This window comes from Zhurongbacter thermophilus (genome assembly GCF_026184435.1).
Taxonomy (GTDB): Bacteria; Coprothermobacterota; Coprothermobacteria; order Coprothermobacterales; family JAADFF01; genus JAADFF01.
Genome location: NZ_CP046447.1, coordinates 741,124 through 764,855 on the forward strand (window position 1 = coordinate 741,124; position 23,732 = coordinate 764,855).

Consider the following 23,732-nt stretch of genomic DNA (forward strand, 5'->3'; position numbering starts at 1 on the left):
AGTATGAGTTGGTATTTGTATCTTTATGTCTTTATAACACTACTAATAATTGGTGGTAGTGCGTGGTTTATAATCTGGTTAAAGAAGAAAATAGCCCCCTGGAATAGTAACACAGGGGGCTTTATTATTGTTGATAGGTTTGTGATTGATTTTAAATGGCATATTGTTGTTTTGAAGTATAGAGATAAATATTATATGGTGGCTTTTTCTGATAAAGATTTTCGTTTGCTTGATATCTGGGAGGAAGAAAAACATACTAGCAGTGGTGAGGTCTCGTTTAAGGAGGTACTAGGAGAGTGAATACCTCTACGCTTGTTATATCTTTACCAGGACTCGGAAATGAACCATATATTGTGCAAATTATTGCTTTGCTTACTGTTCTTAGTATTGCCCCTTATATTATTATGTTTTTTACTACCTTTCTTCGCATTTCTATTGTTTTTAGTTTTCTTCGCAATGCTATGGGACTTCAGCAGTTTCCATCTGCCCAAGTATTTGTTACACTATCCCTGATACTCACATTTGTTATTATGAAACCTACATTTACAGACATATATGCTAATGCTTGGGTGCCTTACTCAAATGGTGACATTACATTACAGGAATTTGTGGATAGGAGTTCTGGGTATTTAGAGGACTTTATGCTTAAGCAGACGGATCAGAAGGATTTGGAAATGATGTTTACAATTGCAGGAGAGAAACCACCTGCTAAGGCTAAAGACACACCGTTTGCCATTGCTGCCGGCGCATTTATGGTTTCTGAATTGAAGAAGGCTTTTTTAATGGGTTTTCTTATATATTTACCATTTATAGCTCTTGATATTGTTGTGGCGTCGGTTCTAATGTCATTAGGTATGTTCATGATTCCCCCCATGATGATTTCTTTACCTTTAAAGGTTATGTTGTTTATAATAGCCAATGGGTGGGATCTTGTTATTATGGGTTTAGCGAGGAGTTTTAAATAATGTTGACTGATTTTGTGTTTTTCTGGTTTCAAAAAGTGCTTGTTATGGTTCTTTTATGGGTTATGCCTGTACTGCTTGTTGCTGTTGTTATAGGTCTTCTGATTAGTTTGTTTCAGGTTGTTACGCAAATCCATGATGCTGCGTTGAACTTTGTGCCCAAATTTCTTATTGCTATGCTGATGGTTGTACTTGGTACTCCAATAGTATTCAAAGCACTTGCCAAACTCCTTGCTGAAATTATAGCTACTTGGAATACCTTGTAGCCATGGAGATTGCAACATTTATAACTGTATATCCAAGAATATTTGGGTTTTTTATAGGTCTGATGTTTCTCAATCCTCGCATTTTTCCTTTGCGTATCAAGTCGGCCCTTGCAGCCATATTGGCCGTTATTGTGTCTTTATATCTCTCACATAAGGGTATTGTTGTACCTCATTATTCTCTTCTTGGTATGTTTATTATAGAGTTTCTTGTAGGTGTTTTTTTAGGTTTCGTTACCAGCTTGTTTCTTGTAGGTCTCGAATTAACAGGTGCCATGTATGATATATCTTCTGGTTTTAGTATGGCTAATATGATGGATCCTGTAACTGGTCAGCGTACTGCTATTTTGGGTCAATACATTGGTATGTATTTTGCAACTTTATTCTTTGCCTCTGGTGGATTTGAACTTCTGTTAAAGATGATTATAGAGACCTACCGGGTTTTACCGCTAGGTAGTGCAATGTTTACTTCACTAGGTATAGAACATGTTGTTTGGTTCATTGCTAAAGCCACCATTTGGGGTATGTCTCTAGCATTACCTCTCACTATAGTTGTATTGGTGCTGGAAATTTCGCTAGGACTTATCAATCGTGGTATTGGTAATATTCCTATTTTTATATTATGGCTACCTATCCGCACATTTGTAGCATTGTTTTTATTGGTACTGTTAATGAGACCACTCAATATAGTTATGATCCATGCTATTGGTATACAGGCTGATATACTTCAGAAGTATTTGCCACTTCTGAGGTGATAGGTTGTGGCAGATGAAAAAACTGAAAAGCCAACGCCGCGAAAGTTGAGAAGGGCCCGAGAACAGGGACAGGTTCCACGTTCTAGGGAAATGCAATCAGCTCTTGTGTTCTTGGCTGTTGTAGTTGTGTTAGGCATGGTATATAACAAGACCTTGTACACACTGACAAGGCTTCTTATACTTTGGAGAGACATATCTCCTGAATCCTTATTAAAGCCAGAACAGACAATATATTCAGCTTGGAAACCTGTAATATCACTATGGGTATGGACTGTTGTTTTACTGGGAGCTGTTGTCCTTGTTGTTGTGGTTTTAACCAATATGGTATTCGGAGGTTTTGTTCTCGCATGGAAGCGGCTTATTCCTAGGCTTGATGCACTTAATCCAATTTCTAATTTGAAGAACATGTTTTCCCTCAATAAACTTATGGAAACACTATTCGGTATAGTGAAATTATTTGTTATTAGTGCTGTTGTATATTTGTACCTTAAAGATCACTGGGCTGCACTGATATCTGTTATGGGAGTTAATTTCAAGGCTCAGATGTATGAGTTTATAGAAGTTGTCAATAGCCTTCTCTGGAGGGTAGGATTGATTTATTTATTAATAGCTGTTGTAGATTGGTATTATCAAAAATGGCACTATATGAAAAACATGCGAATGACCAAACAAGAGGTTAAAGAGGAAATGAAAGCTATGGAGGGTAACCCTCAAGTAAAGAGTAAAATTAGGCAAAAAATGTATGCAATGGTCATGAGGCGAATGCTCATTGATACGAAAAATGCCACCGCAGTGATAACAAATCCCACTGAGTTTGCTGTGGCTATTCAATATGAGGAGAATATGGTTGCTCCTAAGATTGTTGCTAAGGGTACAGGGTGGATGGCGAAAAGAATCAAAGATATTGCCCGTAAACATGGTATACCTATATTTAGAAGGCCTCGATTGGCAAGGAGACTATTCTGGGAACATGAGGTAGGCGATTATATTAAGCCAGATTTCTATCTAGAAGTAGCAAAGATTATCAGAGATGTTATTATGAGAAAGAGAAGAGGTAGGAGGTAAAGCCGTTGTTTGGAGACAAAGGTATAGCTATTGTTATATTTTTCATAATTGGTCTTATTCTCATTGTTTATCCTTTACCGCCTATTGTTTTGGATTTGATGTTTGCTATTAATTTGGCATTATCATTCGTTATACTGCTTCTTAGTGTATACGTTGATAATCCTATAAAATTTTCCTCTTATCCATCATTGCTTTTGTTTATGGTTTATTTACATCTTTCACTAATAGTAGCTTCAGTAAGGGCTATACTTTCTACAGGTAGTGCAGGTGCTTTGTCGGATTTATTTGGAAGGCTTATACTTGGAGGCACAGGAAACTTTGTTATAGGTCTTGCAATATTTATTGTTATTATCGTTATCCAGTATATGGTTATAACCAATGGTCAGCAGCGTATTGCCGAGGTTGCAGCTCGTTTTACCCTTGATGCCATGCCCGGTAAGCAGATGTCCATAGATGCTGATGTGTCTGCAGGTTTTATCACACCCGAAGAAGCTCGTAAACGCAGAAAAGAACTGGAAAGAGAAGCAGCATTTTTTGGTGCAATGGATGGTGCTTCGCGATTTGTTAAAGGAGAAGTATTAGCCGCAGTATTGGCAGCTCTTGTCAGCTCTCTTGGTGGAGTTCTTGTTGGTATGATACATGGAATGGAAGCTGCTGCAGCATTTGAGCAGTATTTTTCTATGTCTGTTGGCTTCGTTATTCAGATTACCTTATCCTCACTTCTTATTTCCATGTCTGCCGGCTTACTTGTTACTCGTGTATCCAAAGATGTTGGCATTTCTTCTCTTGTTATCGATGAACTAACATCTTATCCGAAAATTATGGAATATGCTGCATATGCTTTTGCAATATTTGCACTTATTCCCGGTATGGGAGGGTTTTCTACACGTATTGTTTTCATACTTCTTGCCGGTGCTTTATACTGGTTAGCTACATACTTTAGAAAAGAGACAGTGCCAGCTCTAGAGGCTGAAACGGCAGAGGGGACAGAAATTGGGTCTGGTGGTGTTGGAGTAGAAGGCGGTGCTCCTGGAGGAGGTCCAGAAGAGGCCATTGGTGCTATGGAGAGCATGATGGCTCTTGTCGGTGTTGATCCTTTTGAGCTTGAATTCGGTTATGGTCTTCTCCCTCTGTTTGATATAGAGCAGGGTGGCGATCTGCTTAGTCGTATATCTTTACTGAGAAGAAATATTACAAGTGAGATAGGATTTCCTGTTCCTCCTGTGAGGGTTCATGATAGCTATGTTCTAGGAGCTAATGAGTATGTTATTAAGGTTAGAGGAGTCGAAGAAGGAAAAGGGGAAGTGTATACTGATAGATTTTTGGCTATGGGACCTCCAGATGATTTACAGCTGTTACAGGGCATCGAAGTTGTAGAACCGGTATTTGGTTTACCGGCTAAGTGGATACCATCTTCGGCAAAGTTTGAGGCAGAAGCCATGGGCTTGACAATTGTTGATGCATCAACTGTTATACTTACCCATTTGGGAGAGATTATTAGAAGAAAACTTTACGAAGTTGTTACAAGACAACAGGTAAAAGAACTTTTGGATTATCTTGCTGAGAGATATCAGGCTGTTGTAGATGATGTACTTAATACTATGGGAATTGGAGAAGTAGAGAATATTATCCGTAGGTTACTTATGGAACAGGTACCACTCAAGGATATGATTGCTGTTTTAGAAACAGCTGTTGATGCCTATAAAGTCAATAGCTCCATGCCTTTTGTTATAGATTCAATACGAGAGAGGGTAAGAAAGCACATCATTGAGCATATAAAGGCCGATGATGGAAATGTACATATCATAGTTTTGGATCCGAATCTTGAGAAGATGCTTGCCCCTGTGCTTACAAATGAGAATGCTTCTTTTCCACCGGGTACTATTATGCGAGTGGTAAAGAACCTCAAAGATGCCGTTAATGAACAGTTGGAAAATGGCTTTCCTCCGGTGTTTTCTGTATCCCCCAGTATTAGATATTACTTTTTTGATTTTGTTAACACATATGTGTCTCAAAGTGCCTTTGTTGTCTCTTATAATGAAATAAGAGATGCCAAGTTCGTACAAGATAAGGTGGTGAAGCTCTCCTGATTATAAAAGTTTTTAGAGGTACAGATGTGAATAGGGTTTTAGAACGTATCAGACAAGAGTGGGGCAATGATGCTATTGTTATTGATGTTAAGTATAAGAGGAAATACCTATTTTTTGGAGAGAGATATGTTGAGGTAACAGCCGCCAAAGATGAATATGGTATGTTGGGAGAAACTCCTAGAAACCGTGTGTTAGAACGAGAAAAAATCCCTGTTGAAGATTTGCTCAGGGAAATAAAGGAAAACAAGGAGCTTATGCTCAAAGTGTTAAAAACTCTGAGTGAATCCACGCAAGAAAAATCTGAAAATAGTGTTGAAAGGTTTTTTATGAATTTAGGTTTTTCGCGAGAGTTTTCTCTACTTATTAGTGAAAATATGCCTCTACAGGCAGCAGAAGATGAAGAGGCAATGAAGAGTTTTCTCAAACGGTATATCAAAAAACATATTCATGTTAAATCCTTTGATAAATATAGAACAGAGTTGCTTCCCAGGGTTGTATCCTTGGTGGGTTCTACTGGGATTGGTAAAACAACAACTATTGCCAAAATAGCCTCGATTTTACATCTGTATAGGCGGAAGAATGTGGCACTTTTTTCTATAGATACATACCGCATCGGTGCTATAGAACAGCTTGAGGAATATGCTAAGATACTTAGGGTTCCATTTGAGGTGATTCGTAATCCAGAGGAGGTAGCACCTGCTTTATCGCGGCATTCCTCTTCCGATTATATACTTGTGGATACTATAGGAAGAAGTCCGAAGGATAGCTTAGAAATTGTTAAGTTGGCATCTTATTTATCAGCTTTTCCTTCGACTATTGTGTTTTTAACATTGGCTGCGAATATGAAGCTTGTTGATATGTTATCAGCTTATGAGAGATTCTCCTCGCAGATAAAAATATCAGGTGTTATATTGACAAAACTTGACGAAACAGATGATATTGCTCCTGCTCTGGAGTTTTTAATGCGCACAGGAATACCCCTTGTGTACGTAACTACTGGGCAAAATGTACCAAATGATATTATGGAACCCAATGTAGAATATTTAATAGAGAGGTTGAATATCAATGGATCAGGCTAGAGTACTAAAGCAGTTGGCGGAATCTGGACTTACAACAACAGAAGAAAGAAACACTCGATTTATTACCGTTACGTCTGGTAAGGGTGGTGTTGGTAAGACAAACTTTGCCTTAAATCTTTCTATTGCTCTGTCCAAATTTGGTAAAAAGGTTTTGTTAGCCGATGCTGATATAGGTCTTGCAAATGTCAATATTTTACTTGGTACTTCACATCCTCTTACCATATACGATATCATCGTAAAGGGTATAGATTGGCGAGAAGTAGTTTATCCGTTTGACGAAAATTTTTTTATATTACCTGGTTGTTCTGGGATTGAAGAGGTCCTAAATCTCACAGAGACCCAGCTTCAAATGCTGGTAAAAGTACTTGATAATATGAGTAAGATGTTCGATTTTGTTATTGTCGATACTGGCGCAGGTATCACTCGTTCCCTTATAGCTTTTGCTTTAGCTTCTCCGGAACTTATTCTTATTACAACTCCTGAACCTTCTGCGCTAGCAGATGCCTATGCAACTTTAAAGGTGCTTAACCAGAAGGGATATGATGGAAAAATATGGACTGTTGTTAATATGGTAAGAGATATAGCAGAGGGAGATAAGGCATTTATTGCGCTATCGACCTTAGTGAAAAGATTTTTTGATAGAGATATAGCACATCTTGTTAATATTCCTGATGATCCAGATGTTCATGCAGCAGTTTCATTACAGAAACCTATACTCGTATATAAACCTACTTCTAAGTTTTCTACATCGGTGATGACAGCTGCTAGGAAACTTTTAGGTGTATATATACCAGAGAGAAAGAGAGTCTCTTTTTGGGATAAAATTGTGAAAACATTATCTCGTAGGTGGTGATATCATTGCCCAGCAAAATTGTTTTACCTGAGGTTGGATCAAAAGTGTGGATAGAGGTTAAAGAAGGCGGAGACATTCAATCTTACACTTCTCGTGTTGAGGATATTAAAGGAGATCGAATTGTGCTTGCAGCTCCTATGTATAAGGGAACTCTGGTAAAAATCACTAGTGGAAAAGTCAATGTAAGATTTGTTCACAAAGATGCCCTTTATGTGTTCGAGACTGATGTTCTTGAACAGAGGGCTATGCCCATTCCTTCTCTTATTGTTAGGGTTCCCAAAGAAGTAAAGAGAGAACAAAGAAGAGAATATGTTAGGGTTCCATGGCTTATTATGGCAAAGTTTTTGGTGCTAAATGATGATGAAATTAATGTTCCGTATAAAGATTATCCCAAACTGTGGGAAGAAAAACTATTTGATATCTTTGATGGTGTTATTAAAGATATATCTGGTGGCGGGATTAGATTTAATGTATCTATGAATTGGGTGAAGCAATATGATATAAAAGTAGGAAAATACATGTTAGTTAGGTTTTCATTGGAATACGACCTCTTGGGTAATCATTATGAGCGGGAATTTATACAGAAAATAAAAATCGTTAGAGATATTCCTATACTTAGCAAACTCAATGCGGAATTTGGAGCTACCTTTGTAGATATACCGGATAGAGACAGAGATTTTATAATAAAGGCAGTTTTGCAGAGGCAGCGTGAGCTTATAAAGAAGGGGGTGCTTTAAATGCCTATTCGCGTACTTGTAGTAGACGATTCGTTACTAATAAGACGATTTGTCAAAGATATACTTTCTCGTGACCCAGAGTTTGAAATAGTAGGAGAGGCAGCCGATGGTGTAGAGGCAGTAGAAAAAATCATGGAACTGTCTCCCGATGTGGTTATTTTAGATTTAGAGATGCCTAAAAAGAATGGTATCGAGGTTATTAGAGAAGTAATGGCTAAAAAGCCTACCCGAATATTAGTGTTTTCCTCACATACTAAAGAGGGAGCCGAAATTACCACTACGGCACTCACTAGTGGTGCTATAGACTTTGTTTTCAAGCCATCTTGGAGTCATATTGCCAGCAATATATCTGAATTTTCGAAGATGTTTATTGAAAAAGTGAAACTTGTAGCCCGTTCTAAAATTCCTACTCCTAAGGCTGAGATTGCTGAGACACAACCTTCTTCGACGAGTATATCCCGTCCCACATTACGTAAAGAAAAACTTGGCATTGTTGCAATTGCATCCTCTACAGGTGGTCCCAGAGCTCTTACAGCTGTTGTACCTAAATTGCCAGAAGATATGCCTGTTCCTGTTGTTATTGTTCAGCATATGCCTGCAGGTTTTACTAAATCCTTAGCTGAGCGTCTTAACAAGCTGTCTAAATTGACCGTTAAAGAGGGAGAAGATGGAGAACCTGTTAAAGCCGGTTATGTATATATTGCCCCCGGTGGTATTCATATGCGTGTTAGTGGTGGAAGAATAGAGTTATTTGATGGTCCTCAGGTTAAAGGTGTTAAGCCTGCAGCTGATGTACTGTTTGATAGTGTGGGAAGAGAATACAAGAAACAAACATTAGGTGTAATTCTTACTGGTATAGGCGATGATGGCACTGATGGAGCACGAGTTATCAAACAATTTGGAGGTAAAATATTTGCAGAGAGTGAAGAAACGGCACTTATATATGGTATGCCTAAGGCGGTTGTTAAAGCCGGATTGGCTGATAAAGTTGTGCCCCTTCATCAGATGGCAGATGAGATAGTGAAGGAGGTTAGAAAATGGATTTAAAGCAATTCATTGCTGAGGTGGAGAGAAAGCTAAAGATAAATCTTTCAGGATATCGTGAAGATCAGGTGAGAAGGAGATTTGCCTTGTTTATGAAACGGTATGGTATTAGTGATTACAGTGAACTTCTTGATAAGGTACTGCATGATCCTAAAATCCAAAAAGATTTTATTGATAGACTAACTATCAATGTTTCAGAATTTTTCCGTAATCCTGACAAGTGGGAGTACTTAAAACGTACGATTATACCAGAACTTATAAAAGAAACAGGAAAACTAAAGGCGTGGAGCGCAGGTTGCTCTGTTGGGTGTGAGCCTTACACACTGGCTCTTATTATGAAGGTTGACTTTCCACATGTTCCTGTGACAATTATAGCTACAGACATAGATGATGGTGCTTTAGCGAGGGCACGAGAGGGAAGATACTTTAAGAGAGAAATGGTTAATGTGAAGGGAGAATACCTAAAATATTTCACTAAAGTGTCTGATGAAGAATGGGTAATATCTCCTGAGATCAAACGGATGGTGACATTTAGGAAGCACAATCTAATTACTGATCCGCCTATAGATAAGGGATTTGATCTTGTTATGTGCCGTAATGTTGTTATTTACTTTGAGAGAGAACATAAGCAGAAGGTGTGGGAAAAGCTAGCCAGTGCCCTTAGAGTAGGAGGATATCTATTCGTTGGTGGGAGTGAAATTATATTTGGTACTGCTAAGATGGGCTTGAAATTGCATAAGCCTGGATTTTACAAAAAAGTAGAAAATAAAGTATAATTGGTGTCTCGCAGCTTTACCTATTACCTTTATAAACCAAATAGATTTAATAGGTCTATCTTTCTTGTGAATTGAAAAACTTCTTGTGATTTATGTCTATTTCCCTGTTACCTATTTATGGCGTTGTCGTAGCAGTCGTAGAAGTTGTTGTGGTAGATGAGGTACTTGCTGTGCCGACCGGGGATACCTGTCCTGTTGCGGAGATGTTACATACAAATGACATATTTTGTAGTTGTTCATAGGGTACCATTGCTGGTGTCATCATTGAAAATTCATCGCATTCTGGGAAGGTATAGGTTCCAGCTAAAAAGTCTACTCCTACGAGTAGCCAGGAAGAATCTGGTACACAGTTGCCTTCCGGAGCTGCATTGACGAGATATATGTCCTTGTTATTTCCATTATCTCGTTCTCCATAGGGTTTGCAACGAGATAGAGACATAATGTCCGTATTTTCCTCTTTAATTTTAGGTATAGGTGAACCTGGAAATAGCTTTTTTGTTTCTAATTCGCCAAGTAGGGTACCCCATGTGTATGCTGCTATACCTGGTCCCATCATAAAGGTACGCGCCTTGTAGGGAAGTTTCATGTCATACTTATCAAGACCTATGTATACACTTGCGACAAAATCGCCACCAAATCCTATAAACCAAGCATTTTTCTTTTCATCTGTTGTTCCAGTTTTACCTCCTAATTCCCATTTGTCCTTATTAAGCCTTTTCGCATATATCTTATGTTTAAAGACATCCTCGAGTAGGTTTACTGCAAGGTAATGAGCATCAGGTGATAATACCTGAACTGCACTTGGTTTGGATTGCCATATAGTATTGCCTTTATTATCAATTACTTTTAGTAGGTATCGTGGTACAACGGCTTTTCCTCCGTTGGCAAAGGGCGCATATCCGTATGCCATTTCTATTGGGCTTAAATCTGTGGCACCTAAAAATGAGGATAGATATGGTTGAATTTCTGTTTGAATGCCCATAAGCTGTGCTCTGTATCGAAAGGCATTGAGCCCGAGTGCCATACCTATTTGTACTGTTACGGGATTTGATGATTCTATGAGTGCCTCTCGCATAGAAATCCAACCCCAATATTTACCGTTAAATTCTTTAGGAGACCATTGATCTTTCATTCCAGGAACTTTTAGCTCCAGGGGTTTGCTTTCCCAGTAGTCACCGGGCATAGATATTTTATAGTCCAGTGCTGTAGCATAAATAATGGGTTTAATGGCCGAACCTGTTTGTCGTTTTGCGATAGCCCTGTTGAATTTGGTGATGTTAAAATCTTCTCCGCCTATCATTGCAAGAAGATCACCCGTTTTAGGGTCTATAACTACGATAGCTCCCTGAGGTTGTGGGATTTTTTTATCGCCAACTTCATCGTATGGTATTTTTCCGTTGAGCCATTTTTCTCTAAAATATTTCAGAGAATATTTCAGAGAGGTACTTGCTGATTCTTGTATTTTTACATCTAATGTTGTGTATATCTTCAGGCCACCCTTGTATATTGTTTCTTCTCCGAATTTCTTTATAAGTTTCGGGATAATATAGGTAAGAAAATAATTCACAGATGGGTCTTTGTATTCTGCTAATTGACTGTATGGTTGTATCTTAGGAGGGTTTTTCAATGCCTCTTCATATTGCTCTTTAGTTATGTAACCATATTCATACATTTTTTGGAGTACTACCTTTGCCCTTTCCCATGCACCATTATAGTTATAGAGAGGGCATAGAGCAGAAGGACTGTTAATAATACCAGCTAGCATAGCTGCTTCTGAAAGGGTAAGGCTAGCTGTGCTTTTACCGAAATATGTGAGACTGGCACATCCTACCCCATAACAACCAGCACCTAAATATACAGTATTGAGATACATCTCCAAGATCTCGTCTTTCGTGTATCTCTGCTCGAGTCTTACAGCCAGTATAGCTTCTTTAATTTTTCGTGTTATATGCTTTTCCATTCCAAGGTTATATATTGTTCGTGCCAACTGTTGTGTTATGGTGCTAGCTCCTTGCTTGACCCCACCATACCGAATATTGACATAGATGGCTCTAAGAAGGCCTTTTATAGATACACCGGGGTGTTCGTAGAAATAATGATCTTCTACTGCTATAACAGCTTTTTTTAGATATGGTGATATTTCATTAAGTGGAACGTATTTATTCCTACTACCTAATGTGATGAGTTTAGTGCCATTTCTATCGTAAATGACAGAGGGTTTACCAACTTCAATTTGAAGATTTTTAGGATCTGGCAGCTTCATAGAGTACTCGGATATGATATTGATAGCAATAGCAGAGGCTGCGAGTACTAGTGATAAAGATATAATGATAAACACCAAGATAAGTGAATGAGCTATGCTCCACAATACATGCAAAAACTTTTTTAGTGTATGACTTGTCTGTTTGTTTTTTCTTCCCATAACAGTTAAAATTATAGCATATAGTATTACAGGCAATGTTGGAGGTGACTCATATGACAATTGAAGAAAAGGTTGAAAAACTTGTTAGTCGCACCGCCGAGGTAATTTCCCCTGCTGAACTTGTTGAGAAATTCAAAAAGGCAGAGAAAGAAGGTAGGCCTCTTAGGGTGAAGTTGGGTGCAGATCCAACAGCTCCAGATTTACATCTGGGACATGCTGTTGTGCTTAGAAAACTGAGACAGTTTCAAGATTTCGGGGCTAAGGTTTATTTTGTTATTGGTGATTTTACTGCAATGATTGGAGATCCTACAGGTAGAAATAAGACGAGAAAGCCCCTTTCAAGAGATCAGATTCGGGAAAATGCAAAGACATACTTGGAACAGGTATATAAAATACTTATTCCTGAAATGACGGAAGTTGTTTATAATAGCCAATGGCTCGAACCTCTCGGGGCTGCGGATGTTATTACAAAACTGGCATCTAAATATACTGTTGCCCGTATTTTAGAGAGAGACGATTTTGATAAGCGAATGAAGGCAGGTATACCCATATATATACATGAGATTTTGTATCCCCTTTTTCAAGGTTATGACTCAGTAGCCCTTGAAGCAGATGTGGAGATGGGAGGAACCGACCAAATATTTAATTTACTTGTTGGTAGAGATCTTCAGAGAGAATATGGACAGGATCCTCAAGTTGTCTTTACTATGCCTATCATTGAAGGTCTCGATGGTGTTAAGAAGATGTCTAAATCTCTTGGTAACTATGTGGCATTTAACGATGCTCCTAAAGATATGTTTGGAAAGATTATGAGTATCCCTGATGCCTTAATGAAGAAATATTATGAACTCCTGACAGACTTTAGCGATGCAGAGATAGAAGAGATACTAAAAGGACATCCCAGAGATGCAAAAATGAAACTTGCATATACTATTACAGCTTTCTTCCATGGCGAAGATGCTGCTGCAGAGGCGCAAGAACATTTCATAAAAGTCTTTTCTAAAAAAGAAATACCCGATGAGATGCCAGAAATCAAGTTTAGCGATGTTGCTCCTGATGCAGAGGAGATTAGACTTGTTGACTTTTTGGTTAAAGCAGGTCTGCTTGGTTCTAAAGGTGAAGCCAAGAGAATTATCAAGGGAGGCGGAATTAAGCTTGATGGTAATACAATAACTGATATTGCATATGTGTTGTATCATAAAGATGAGCCTCAGGTCTTGAGGATCGGTAAGAAGCGTTTCTATAAAATCGTATAGCTCAGGAGGTGAAGCACATGATTGAAAACATTCTTGAAATTAGATGGCATGGTAGAGCAGGTCAAGGTGTAAAAACCGCCTCTTATCTGCTTGCTGAAGCTGCAATGGACCTCGGAAAGTATATACAGGCTTTCCCAGAATATGGTCCAGAGAGAATGGGTGCCCCTATGGCAGCCTATACAAGAATTAGCGATGAGAAAATTCTTATTCACAGTGGTGTAGAGAATCCTGATATTATTGTTGTTATTGACCCAACACTTGTTGGCACCATTGATATATTGAAAGGTGTTGACTTGGAAAAGGGTATCGTCATTATCAACAGCGCAATGGAGCCTGCTGTATTTAGAGAGAAGCTTCCAGGCTTCAAAGGAAAACTGGCAACTGTTGATGCAACAGGTATTGCTCTCGATACTATTGGCAGACCAATACCTAATGTTCCTATGCTTGGTGCTTTAATTAAGGTTACAAACTTGCTTCCACTTGAATCTGTTGAGGAAAAACTTAAACATAAATTCTCCGAAAAGTTTACAGAGAAAATTGTTGAAGGTAACCTTAAGGCCCTTGAAAGGGGCTATCAGGAGGTGAGAATAGATGGCTAAGGATCTTATGCCCAAGTCTTGGAAAGAGTTTCCTGATGGTATTCATGTAGAAGTAAAAGATCAGCCACAGGGATTTGACTATATTACTGCAGGATGGAGAACATTTAGACCAGAAGTTAATTTAGATAAATGTGTTCACTGTATGATTTGTTGGCTTGTATGTCCTGATAATGCCGTTGTTGTTGAGGACGGAAAGATGACCGGGTTCTTCTATGACCATTGTAAAGGTTGTGGTGTATGTGCCAATGAGTGCCCGGTCAAAGCCATTGAAATGGTACCGGAGGTGAAGTGATATGGGAAAGAAAATAGCAATGGAGACTAACCAGCTGGCAGCGTTTGCCATGGCCCAAATTGATCCTGATGTTGTTGCCGCTTATCCTATTACCCCTTCTACAGAGGTTGTTCAGGAGTTCTCTAAGTATGTTGCCAATGGTGAGGTTACAACAGAGTTTGTACCTGTAGAGAGTGAGCACTCTGCTATTTCTGCATGTCTTGGTGCTGCCACTGCCGGTGCCAGAGTTATGACAGCTACCGCTTCTCAGGGCCTTGCTCTTATGAACGAGATCCTTCATATCGCATCTTCTGCCAGAGCTCCCATATCTGTTGTTGTAGCCTCTCGTGCTCTGTCTGGTCCTATTAATATTCATGGTGACCATATGGATATCTCTTCTATTAGAGATGCAGGTTGGATTATTATGGTTGCAGAAGATGCACAAGAGGCATATGATAATATCATCCAATCTATTCCTATTGCAGAAAGGGCTAAGTTCCCAATTATTACATCTTATGATGGTTTTATTACTTCTCATGCTGTCGAAGTAGCTGAGGTTCTTGAAAAGGAAGAGGTTCAGAAATTTATTGGTCCGAAGAAACCTGATTATTCCGTTTTCGATGAGAAACTAACAATTGGTGTTCTTGCACTGCAGGATTCCTATATTGAGTTTAAGAGAAAGCAAGCTGCAGACTATGATAAGGTCATTGATATTGTAAAAGAAGTTGGTAAGGAGTATGGTGATCTTACTGGCAGATACTACGATACTGTGGAGAAGTATATGACAGATGATGCCGAGGTTATCATGGTTGCTATGGGCTCTACAGCTGGTACAGCCAAAGTTGTTGTAGACCAAATGAGAGCCGAGGGTCACAAAGTAGGTCTTCTTAAAATTCGCCTCTTCAGGCCCGTTCCCAAGGATGATATTATTGGTGTTCTGAGAACGGCCGATGCGGTAATGATAATGGATAGAGCTTATACCTATGGTGGCGTTGGTGGTCCACTGTTTGAAGAGATTTCTGCAGCCATGAATGACTTGCCATGCAGACCATACATGGCCAACTATATCTATGGCCTTGGTGGTAGAGATATTAAACCATCTCATATTAGGCAGGTCTTTGAAGATGGTCTCAAGGCCGTTAAGGGTTGTGGTTTTGACCAGCAGATTAAGTGGATCACAGTGAGAGAGTGAGGTGATGAGGGATGGCAAATAACTTTAATATAACTCTTCCAGAAGTAAAAGAATTGGCAAGTCGTGGTGTGAAAGACCAGCCATTCGTTGGTGGTCATCGTCTGTGTGCTGGTTGTAATGCTGGTACAGTTGTTAGACAGGTTCTGGCTGCTGCTCAGTCTGATGAGTATCAAATAGTTGTGGTTAATGCAACCGGTTGCTTAGAGGTTGCCACTTCCATTTATCCATATACATCTTGGAATGTACCATGGGTTCATGTGGCATTTGAAAACGCCGCAGCTGTTGCATCTGGTATAGAGGCGGCATATAGAGCCCTTTGGAGAAAAGGAAGACTCAATAAGAAATTCAGATTCATCGTGTTTGGTGGAGACGGTGGTACATACGATATCGGTTTCCAGGCTCTTTCTGGTGCCCTTGAAAGAGGCCATCAGCTTCTTTATGTGCTTTACGACAATGAGGCTTACATGAATACTGGTATTCAGAGATCTTCTTCCACACCTTTGGGTGCTAATACAACAACATCTCCTGCCGGTAGCGTAATTCCCGGTAAACCTCAGATGAAGAAGAGGATTGTTGATATTGTGGCATTCCACCGTATTCCATATGTAGCCCAGGCCATACCAGGTCAGCCATTTGACCTTATGAAGAAGGTGAGAAAGGCTCTGTCTTACGATGGTCCAACATTTATGGCTATCTATTCCTCTTGTACAAGGGGACACAGGTTCCCACCAGAAAAATCTGTTGAGGTTACTAAGAAAGCTTGGGAAACATACTACTGGCCACTGTTTGAAATAGAGCAGGGACAGTGGAGAATTACAATGAAGCCACCAAAGAAACTTCCTATTGAAGAGTGGCTCAAGATGGAAGGTCGTTTTGCTCACCTACTGAAACCTGGCAATGAGCATATTGTTAAAATGCTCCAGGAGGCAGTAGATGAATATTGGGATTATCTCGTAAGAATGGAAGAAATGACCAAGGAAAAAGGCCTTTGGACTTGGGTTCCGCCGCTTACAAGACAGCAGGGATAATAGGGTGTTGTGGGGAGCTTCGGCTCCCCACTTCTTATAAGGAGTGAGGTGCATATGTTTCCGCTAATGCATGTCAAAGCGGTTGTTGACATCCACGGTACTATTGATGATAATCTAATTCTTGGATCATTGCTTCCCGATGTTTTAAGACTTACAGGATGTGGATGGTCTCGTAGTCATAGTGCTGCTCACTTTATTAAGAATACACTTGGGAAATGCCATGGTATTACTATTGGTGCTATGCTACATGGAGAGTATCCACCGGGGGTGGATTTTTACTCCGATGTCGGTTTTAAGAATATTCCCTGGGGCTGGGCTTTTTATACGGCTTGGAAATATACTACCAAACATCTTTATTATCCACTACCTAAAGGACTTGTACCTTGGGTTTTTCATAATATGGTAGAGGCATCTGTTGATATATATCTACATGAGCAGTGGGATAAATCTCTTATTGCTCATGTTAAAGACGTATATTCATGGAATGTAAAATGGGATGTTGTGGAGAAGATGATTATAGAATCGGGACTCAATCTTGCCAGAAATCTTAAAGATGCCTATGTAGATTACTTAACCTTATCCTTGGGAAAATACCATGATAGGCGATGCTTTGTTCGATCACTTTACGAAATTGCCAGACGAAAGTTTTATCGGCATGGTATTGTTATGAACTTACCTATAGACCTATTTGAAGAGGTATGGTATGCCATCTATAAAGATAGGGAATTCCTTTATGAGCAATATGTATCTGTTGCCTATGATGGTTTAAAACGAACATATAAGGAGTGGTGTAGTGGTGAAATATAAGTATTTTCTTTTGGATATGGATGGGGTACTCATTAGGGGTAAGGAACCTATCAAAACGTCTATTGAGGCTGTAAATCGTATAAAAAAGGCTGGTTATAATGTTGTTGTCCTTACCAATAATGCTATTCATAGTGAAAAAAATCTTGCGAAAAAGCTACAAGAAATGGGATACAATATTGTTCATGATGAAGTTTTTTCTTCCATATCAGCACTGCGGGAATACATAAGAGAAAATCCATTTAATACTGCGTTTCCAGTTGCATCATTTGGTGTTATAGAAGCTCTTGTAGAGTCAGGAGTTTCGCCTTTTGATTCGGAAGATGTAGATGCTGTTGTTGTTTCATTTGACAAATATGTGACATATTCAAAACTGGAAAGAGCAACTAAGGCAATACTGAAAGGGGCTAAATTTATAGCCACCAATCCCGATCCATCTATAGTAACTGAAGATGGTCTGGCAAGACCTGGGGCAGGAGCCATCGTTGGAAGTATTGAGATAGCTACAGGGGTTAAGCCGATAATCTTAGGTAAACCTTCAGGTTGGATGATACAACTTGCCTCTCATCACTACGGTTTTTCTGTAGATGAAGCTGTTATGGTGGGCGATAGGATATCTACAGATATCATGGCAGCCGAGAATGCTGGTGCAAACGCTGTTTTAGTCCTTACAGGAGCTACAAAAAAGGAAGAGATACCAAAGGATTTTAAATATCCTGTCTATAAGGATCTTCTGTCGTTTGTAAAAGACATAGGTCTTTAAGAAGACAGCCCTCGCATAGAGGGCTTTTTTTCTTACATCTACGTTTAGCGTGTTCTACTATGAGAGCATGATATTCCTTGTACAGTTCTGCATCTTGGGGTAGCGCAGACATAAACGTCTGGGCTATATTATCGTATGGTTCCTTTTCATTTACGAGTGATAACCTGCTAAATATCCTTCTTGTGTATGCATCTACAACGAAGTATGGCATATCAAGAGCATATAATAGTATAGAATCGGCTGTTTCCTTCCCAATCCCCTTAACAGACAACAGCGCTTCTCTTGGGTGGGAAAGCTTCTTAAGGTTTCTTATACAGCAATCGAGGTGTTCACATGTAAATATAGCTAAGTTTTTCAGATAGCCTGCTTTCTGGTTCATGAATCCGGCCGGTTTGATGAGTGATTTGATATTCTCTATGTCTGTGTTATATAGGGCTTGAGGAGTGTCAAGATTTTGACATATTAAGTTCTGAAGTGCTTTATATGCTGATGTCCATGTTGTATTTTGTGTAAGAATTGCTCCTATAGCAATATGAAATGGAGTTTCTCCCGGCCACCAAGCTTTTTGCGCTCCGTACATTTGCTTTAGCTGTTTATATATGTGCATAAATCTATTCATAGTAGTGATATTATAAATATCGTGCAGCGTTATTTCAAGGAAGGGAGGGGTAGTATATGGCAGAAGAGAAGAAAAAGCTACCTTATGTACTAGAAAAGAAAAATGGGTGGGAGGTTATTACCTCCGAGGAGAGAGAGAAAGCTTATCAATTATCTGACAAGTACATTTCATTTATGAGCAAGGTAAAAACAGAGAGGGAGTTTGTGAAGGAATCAATTCGTATTCTTGAAGAAGAGGGCTTCGTCTCTATTGACAAAAAAGAATCCTTAAAGCCCGGTGATAAGGTTTACTGGAACTTCAGGAATAAGTTTTTGACTGCTGCCGTAGTGGGGAAGGATCCTGTATCCAAGGGTGTGAATATTGTTGCATCTCATGTTGATGTACCACATATTGATATTAAGCCGTATCCTATTTATGAAGACAGTGAGCTTGCATACATCAATAGTCACTACTATGGTGGAATTAAGAAATTTACATGGCCTGCTATTCCACTGGCACTTCATGGTGTTGTTGTCAAATCTGATGGTGAAGTTGTAGAAGTTGTTATAGGTGAAGACGAAAGTGATCCTGTGTTAACCATTACAGATATTGCCATTCATATAGCCCGTAAGATTCAGTTGGGTAAGAATATTAGCGAGGCTGTTCCTGGTGAAAATCTTGATCCACTGGTTGGTAGTGTGCCTGATACAGAACTCGATGAAAAGGAGAAGGACAAGGTTAAGAAGTATATTCTTAAGCTTCTTTACAACAAATACGGTATTACAGAAGAGGATCTTGTGGGTGCGGAACTTCAGCTTGTTCCTGCTTGGTCTGCCCGTTATGTAGGTCTTGATAAAGGTGCTATTGGTGCCTTTGGTCATGATGATCGTGTTTGCGGTTATACATCTCTTGCGGCTCTTCTTGATATTGAGGGTGTACCTCAGAGAACAGCAATAGCTATGTTCTTCGATAAAGAGGAGATTGGTAGCGTTGGTAACACATCTTCTGCAAGTTACTTTGTTGATAGAACTTTGGCAGATCTTCTTTATCTGACAGGGGAATCCACTGATGCACGTACACTTATGCTAGCATGGGACAGTACTGCGGTACTTTCTGCAGATGTTGATGCTGCGTATGATCCTCTGTGGAAAGGGGCATATGATCCTTCTAACTCCCCATATTTGGGGTACGGTGTTACTTTAACGAAATATACAGGTTCTGGTGGTAAGTATCATGCTAATGATGCCCATGCGGAGTTTTATGCAAAGATGAAGAAGCTCTTTAAAGATAACAGTGTTGTGTGGCAGACTGGAGAACTTGGGAAAGTTGATGAAGGTGGAGGTGGCACTGTCGCAGGTGACTTCGCCAATAGAGGTGCCGATGTTGTAGATATAGGTCCTGCCGTTCTCGGATTGCATACACCATTTGAAGTTGTTTCTGTTATCGATACCTATTATTCCTATAAGGCATTCAAAGTCTTTTACGAGAAGTATACAAAGTAAGTTGCATAAACTGGTATATATAGGGGGCGGGCATGTGTCCGCCCCTTAACTTTTGGAGTAGAATGTAAAAGGAGGTGATGTATATGTCTAAAAAGATATTATTCGTCATATTAGATGGAGTAGGAGATCGTGTGCTAAACGGTAGAACCCCTCTGGAAGTAGCAGTTAAACCTAACATGGATTTCATTGCAAAAAATGGTGTTCAAGGTATTGTAGATGTTATATCACCCGGTGTTATTCCGGGATCAGATACAGCCCATCTTAGTCTGATGGGATATGATCCGTATAAATCTTATACAGGTCGTGGTCCATTGGAAGCCATGGGGGCAGGTATAGAGGTAAAGCCTGGCGATATTGGTTTTAGGGTAAATTTTGCCACGGTGGATGAGAATTGGATTATTAAAGATAGAAGAGCTGGCCGTATAAAAGATGCCCGTCCACTTGCTGAGGCTTTGGATGGCATGGAAATAGATGGAGTGAAAATTATTTTAAAGGCAACGGTTGAGCATAGGGGGGCTCTTGTGCTCCGTGGTGAAGGCCTTTCTGACAAAATTACAGATGCCGATCCCCACGAGGTAGGTAAGCCTGTTTTGGAAGTTAAACCCTTAGATGATACACCTGAAGCTAAACGTACTGCAGAGATTGTCAATAAATTTATTAGAAAATCCTATGAGATTTTGAAAGATCATCCCCTAAATAAAGAAAGGGAAAAACAAGGATTACCTCCTGCCAACATAGTACTTCCTCGAGGCCCAGGTAAGGTTCCACATCTCCAATCTTTTGAAGATAAATGGGGTATCAAGGGGATCTTTATTGCAGGGGTAGCTCTATTGAAAGGACTTGGCCGTTTTGCAGGTCTTCCAGCTCCTGACCTTGAGGGTGCTACTGGTGGCTACGATACTAATCCGATGGTAAAGATAGAGCGTGCATTAAAATTCCTTTATGAAGAAGATGGTGATATTGCGTTTATCAACTTTAAGGCAACAGATGTAGCTGGCCATGATATGAACTTTGAGAAGAAAGTGGAAATGATAGAGAAGGCCGATAAAATGTTTGAAATGGTGCTTGATAAGAAAGACCTTGTTATAGCAATTACAGGAGATCATAGCACACCTGTTACCAAAGGAGATCACTCTGGTGATCCTGTACCACTGGTTCTTTATGCTCCCAATATCCGTACAGATGGTACTCTTCACTTTTCCGAGAGAGAAGCGGCTATGGGAGGACTTGGTCGTATAAGGGGATTTGATATAATGCCTATGCTAATGGATCTTTCTGACAAAGCTCACAAATTTGGAGCGTAAATATTTGAAATAAGGGGGGAACTGCTGTGAGTAAGTTTCTGAAGGTGCTGGCTATTTTCACACTGATAGGAGTCATTATTTTATCGGCGCTGATTGGAATGGAATATTATAAAGCCAAAGTTAGCAAGCAGCTCCCCCAGATTTATATTAAGCAGATAACCATTAGTGCAGGAACCCCCTACGCATTTACGCGTAGGGGGCTTTATTATAAAATTTACCCTCCCGAGATTATAGATGGTGTTTTATATATGCGTATTGATGATATGCCTATTGTGTTTGGAGGTTATGGAAATGTTAGCTATGGTGTAATGCTTGACAATCCTAGAGACATTATTCTTTCTGTTGCTGGCAAGAAATTAATGTTCCAAGAGGACAGTAAAAATGTCGTACTGTCGTTTGGTTCTACTTATCTGCTTCACAAGGTCCTGTGCAAGAATTATGTATGCATGGCTCCTGTCAGGGAAGTAGCCGAAATATTGGGGCGTAAGGTTGATATGTACCAGAACGGTAAGGTGCTTGTTATTCATAATGAATAGTTAGTTAGGGTTTCATATATAGCCTTGTCATACATATATGTACGTCTAAAAGCCTTTAGTGCGAGCTGTTTTCTTATTTCTATTGGTATCTCTTTGTTTTGTTGGATATATTTCACAATAACCTCGTAGTCAGAAGGGTCTATAAGAACAATAACATCTTGGTAGTTTTTAGCAGCAGCCCTGATAAGGGATACTCCACCAATATCAATGTACTCAAGCAACCTATCTTCAGGAATCTTCTCTTCAGACATTTTTTCAAACGGGTATAAATTTACAACCACGATGTCTATTGGTTGACCACCTATGGCTTCAAGATCTTTCATATCTCCCGGCAGATGCCTTCGTGCCAATATTCCACCAAATACCTTAGGGTGAAGCGTCTTCACTCTACCTCCCATAATCTCCGGAAATCCTGTGTAGCTACTTATAGGCAATACTGGTATGTTGTTTTGGCACAATAGCTCTGCTGTTCCTCCCGTGGAAATGATTTTTATGCCATGTGTATGAAGAACTTTAGCAAATGGAACAATCCCTGATTTGTTAGATACAGATAACAAAGCTGTGTGGTACATATCCTTTCCCCCTTTCATAGTTTGTATAATGATAACAAGAAAGGTGCTGTGGAGGGGAGAGATGTGTTAAAACATAATATGCTTTCTGAGATTGTTGATGCGATGGTACCATACATTGAACCTGATATTGTTGAGGAAAGTGTCAAGACTATTCTTGAAAAGAATGGATATATGCTGAAGCATGCCCTTCACGATGACGGCTTGGTTTTTCCTAGTGGAATATATCATATTTATTATGAAGATGAAAGACAATATGATTGGGAGCATGTTATCAGTAAACTTTTTAGTATCTATGGAATGTCTCACGAATTATACGATGATTTAGCAGCGAAGCTTACCGTTCTCCGAACATTAACTCATACCTTGTCTGTTCTCGCTGCAGCATCTACTGATAGAGAAGGTATAAAGAAAGTTATAGATGTTATTACATCTGAGACACAACTGACAGATTTAATACTTGCTGTATACGATGAAAAAGTTCATCGCATATACGCTCCGGATTATGTGAGCGAGGAAAAACTTAACGATATTGTTGAGAGAAGTATATATAAACCATTTACTAAGGAGCGTCTTAACGGGCATTATGTATATCCTCATACATATACTACTGACAACGGTATATTCTTTATAGGATTTCTTGCTGAAAAGGATATACATGTGAGAGTTGAACCTGAGCTTTTAGCTCTTCTTCTTTATATTCTTATTCCTTTTCTTCGCTCTGTATACTTGTCTGAGATTGCATTTTACGATGCGCTAACCAATGTATTAACTCGGGGGAAACTTATGGAATCTTTATCAATGCTTTGGGATTTGTCAAAGTATACGGATTCTTCGGTTGGTGTGCTGATGTGTGATATAGACCATTTTAAGCATGTTAATGATACATATGGCCATGATGTTGGGGATATTGTTTTGAAGGAAATAGCCTTGCGTATCAAAAAAGCCGCTCCTAAAGGTGCCATTATCGGACGCTATGGTGGAGAAGAGTTTGTGGTAGCCTTTCATGCTGGCAGTAGAGAACAGGTAAGAAAGTATGCAGAGGCTATTAGACTGTTTGTAGCTGAACAGCCTGTAAATTACTATGGGGGAAGTTTGCATATAACAATTTCTATCGGGGGGACACTTGGATCTCCCCAATCTGGAGAGTCTGTTACTGAAGCTCTGAAAAGAGCGGATAATAACTTATATAAAGCCAAAGAAGATGGCCGTAATAGAGTGTTTGTTAAATAAATTCTATTGCCGTTTTAGTTATTAGTTGCTA

Annotated in this window: 25 protein-coding genes; 22 read left to right on the top strand and 3 right to left on the bottom strand. The window is 39.4% G+C overall.

The annotated features are described in order from the left end of the window. Positions 1-3: 3 nt before the first annotated feature. The 11 genes from GM182_RS03520 to GM182_RS03570 are packed head-to-tail and all read left to right on the top strand — an operon-like array spanning position 4 to position 9,624. On the top strand, positions 4-300 hold the full coding sequence (locus GM182_RS03520) for a hypothetical protein (RefSeq protein WP_449187209.1): 297 nt from the start codon (positions 4-6) through the stop codon (positions 298-300). After that, on the top strand, positions 297-965 hold the full coding sequence (fliP, locus tag GM182_RS03525) for a flagellar type III secretion system pore protein FliP (RefSeq protein ID WP_449187210.1): 669 nt from the start codon (positions 297-299) through the stop codon (positions 963-965). The genes GM182_RS03520 and fliP overlap by 4 nt, the downstream gene beginning before the upstream one ends. Next, entirely contained in the window at positions 965-1,228 is a 264-nt protein-coding gene (locus GM182_RS03530; protein ID WP_449187211.1) for a flagellar biosynthetic protein FliQ, read from the top strand. The genes fliP and GM182_RS03530 overlap by 1 nt, the downstream gene beginning before the upstream one ends. Continuing rightward, the gene (locus tag GM182_RS03535) at positions 1,213-1,980 is read left to right on the top strand and encodes a flagellar biosynthetic protein FliR (protein ID WP_449187212.1); all 768 of its coding nucleotides are present in this window, start codon (positions 1,213-1,215) and stop codon (positions 1,978-1,980) included. Before GM182_RS03530 ends, GM182_RS03535 begins: the two co-directional genes overlap by 16 nt. 6 nt (positions 1,981-1,986) lie before the next feature. Beyond that, positions 1,987-3,045 carry an EscU/YscU/HrcU family type III secretion system export apparatus switch protein gene (locus tag GM182_RS03540; RefSeq protein WP_449187213.1) on the top strand — a complete coding sequence of 353 codons (1,059 nt, stop codon included), beginning with the start codon at positions 1,987-1,989 and terminating at the stop codon, positions 3,043-3,045. Positions 3,046-3,050: 5 nt separating this feature from the next. Further along, positions 3,051-5,135 (top strand): flagellar biosynthesis protein FlhA, encoded by a 2,085-nt coding sequence (locus tag GM182_RS03545; RefSeq protein WP_449187214.1) that lies wholly within the window; start codon positions 3,051-3,053, stop codon positions 5,133-5,135. Between the two features lie 26 nt (positions 5,136-5,161). Then, complete coding sequence (locus GM182_RS03550) at positions 5,162-6,214, top strand: flagellar biosynthesis protein FlhF (RefSeq protein ID WP_449187215.1); 1,053 nt, start codon at positions 5,162-5,164, stop codon at positions 6,212-6,214. Further along, positions 6,201-7,067: a MinD/ParA family protein gene (locus GM182_RS03555; protein WP_449187216.1), complete on the top strand. Its 867-nt coding sequence runs from the start codon at positions 6,201-6,203 to the stop codon at positions 7,065-7,067. The genes GM182_RS03550 and GM182_RS03555 overlap by 14 nt, the downstream gene beginning before the upstream one ends. A gap of 5 nt (positions 7,068-7,072) precedes the next feature. Next, positions 7,073-7,804 carry a flagellar brake protein gene (locus tag GM182_RS03560; protein ID WP_449187217.1) on the top strand — a complete coding sequence of 244 codons (732 nt, stop codon included), beginning with the start codon at positions 7,073-7,075 and terminating at the stop codon, positions 7,802-7,804. Next, positions 7,805-8,851, top strand: a complete 1,047-nt coding sequence (gene cheB / locus GM182_RS03565; protein ID WP_449187218.1) for a protein-glutamate methylesterase/protein-glutamine glutaminase — start codon at positions 7,805-7,807, stop codon at positions 8,849-8,851. Then, positions 8,842-9,624: a CheR family methyltransferase gene (locus GM182_RS03570; protein WP_449187219.1), complete on the top strand. Its 783-nt coding sequence runs from the start codon at positions 8,842-8,844 to the stop codon at positions 9,622-9,624. Before cheB ends, GM182_RS03570 begins: the two co-directional genes overlap by 10 nt. 115 nt (positions 9,625-9,739) lie before the next feature. On the opposite strand, the gene GM182_RS03575 is transcribed toward GM182_RS03570, so the two are convergent. Further along, on the bottom strand, positions 9,740-12,082 hold the full coding sequence (locus GM182_RS03575; protein WP_449187220.1) for a transglycosylase domain-containing protein: 2,343 nt from the start codon (positions 12,080-12,082) through the stop codon (positions 9,740-9,742). Between the two features lie 17 nt (positions 12,083-12,099). On the opposite strand from GM182_RS03575, the gene tyrS reads away from it, so the two are divergent. From tyrS to GM182_RS03610, 7 genes are read left to right on the top strand one after another with little or no spacing between them, the layout of a single operon-like run. Continuing rightward, positions 12,100-13,302: a tyrosine--tRNA ligase gene (tyrS, locus tag GM182_RS03580; protein WP_449187221.1), complete on the top strand. Its 1,203-nt coding sequence runs from the start codon at positions 12,100-12,102 to the stop codon at positions 13,300-13,302. 17 nt (positions 13,303-13,319) lie between these two features. Then, positions 13,320-13,901, top strand: a complete 582-nt coding sequence (locus GM182_RS03585; protein WP_449187222.1) for a 2-oxoacid:acceptor oxidoreductase subunit gamma family protein — start codon at positions 13,320-13,322, stop codon at positions 13,899-13,901. Then, a complete protein-coding gene (locus GM182_RS03590) occupies positions 13,894-14,193 on the top strand; it encodes a 4Fe-4S binding protein (protein ID WP_449187223.1) in 300 nt (99 codons plus the stop codon). The genes GM182_RS03585 and GM182_RS03590 overlap by 8 nt, the downstream gene beginning before the upstream one ends. A gap of 1 nt (position 14,194) precedes the next feature. Then, on the top strand, positions 14,195-15,364 hold the full coding sequence (locus tag GM182_RS03595; protein WP_449187224.1) for a transketolase C-terminal domain-containing protein: 1,170 nt from the start codon (positions 14,195-14,197) through the stop codon (positions 15,362-15,364). A gap of 11 nt (positions 15,365-15,375) precedes the next feature. After that, entirely contained in the window at positions 15,376-16,392 is a 1,017-nt protein-coding gene (locus GM182_RS03600; RefSeq protein ID WP_449187225.1) for a thiamine pyrophosphate-dependent enzyme, read from the top strand. Positions 16,393-16,446: 54 nt separating this feature from the next. Further along, the gene (locus GM182_RS03605) at positions 16,447-17,199 is read left to right on the top strand and encodes a hypothetical protein (RefSeq protein ID WP_449187226.1); all 753 of its coding nucleotides are present in this window, start codon (positions 16,447-16,449) and stop codon (positions 17,197-17,199) included. Continuing rightward, positions 17,189-17,959 (top strand): HAD-IIA family hydrolase, encoded by a 771-nt coding sequence (locus GM182_RS03610; RefSeq protein ID WP_449187227.1) that lies wholly within the window; start codon positions 17,189-17,191, stop codon positions 17,957-17,959. Before GM182_RS03605 ends, GM182_RS03610 begins: the two co-directional genes overlap by 11 nt. Here the strand turns inward: GM182_RS03610 and GM182_RS03615 are convergent. Continuing rightward, positions 17,904-18,578, bottom strand: a complete 675-nt coding sequence (locus GM182_RS03615; protein ID WP_449187228.1) for an endonuclease III domain-containing protein — start codon at positions 18,576-18,578, stop codon at positions 17,904-17,906. The genes GM182_RS03610 and GM182_RS03615 overlap by 56 nt on opposite strands. 56 nt (positions 18,579-18,634) lie before the next feature. On the opposite strand from GM182_RS03615, the gene GM182_RS03620 reads away from it, so the two are divergent. The 3 genes from GM182_RS03620 to GM182_RS03630 all read left to right on the top strand — a co-directional run bounded on the left by GM182_RS03620 (position 18,635) and on the right by GM182_RS03630 (position 21,899). Further along, positions 18,635-20,059 carry an aminopeptidase gene (locus tag GM182_RS03620; RefSeq protein WP_449187229.1) on the top strand — a complete coding sequence of 475 codons (1,425 nt, stop codon included), beginning with the start codon at positions 18,635-18,637 and terminating at the stop codon, positions 20,057-20,059. 83 nt (positions 20,060-20,142) lie between these two features. Continuing rightward, complete coding sequence (locus GM182_RS03625; protein ID WP_449187230.1) at positions 20,143-21,363, top strand: 2,3-bisphosphoglycerate-independent phosphoglycerate mutase; 1,221 nt, start codon at positions 20,143-20,145, stop codon at positions 21,361-21,363. Positions 21,364-21,389: 26 nt separating this feature from the next. After that, the gene (locus GM182_RS03630; RefSeq protein WP_449187231.1) at positions 21,390-21,899 is read left to right on the top strand and encodes a hypothetical protein; all 510 of its coding nucleotides are present in this window, start codon (positions 21,390-21,392) and stop codon (positions 21,897-21,899) included. On the opposite strand, the gene GM182_RS03635 is transcribed toward GM182_RS03630, so the two are convergent. After that, positions 21,887-22,471: an IMP cyclohydrolase gene (locus GM182_RS03635; protein WP_449187232.1), complete on the bottom strand. Its 585-nt coding sequence runs from the start codon at positions 22,469-22,471 to the stop codon at positions 21,887-21,889. The genes GM182_RS03630 and GM182_RS03635 overlap by 13 nt on opposite strands. 63 nt (positions 22,472-22,534) lie before the next feature. Between GM182_RS03635 and GM182_RS03640 the strand changes: the two genes are divergently transcribed. Then, complete coding sequence (locus GM182_RS03640; RefSeq protein ID WP_449187233.1) at positions 22,535-23,701, top strand: GGDEF domain-containing protein; 1,167 nt, start codon at positions 22,535-22,537, stop codon at positions 23,699-23,701. Positions 23,702-23,732 lie beyond the last annotated feature (31 nt).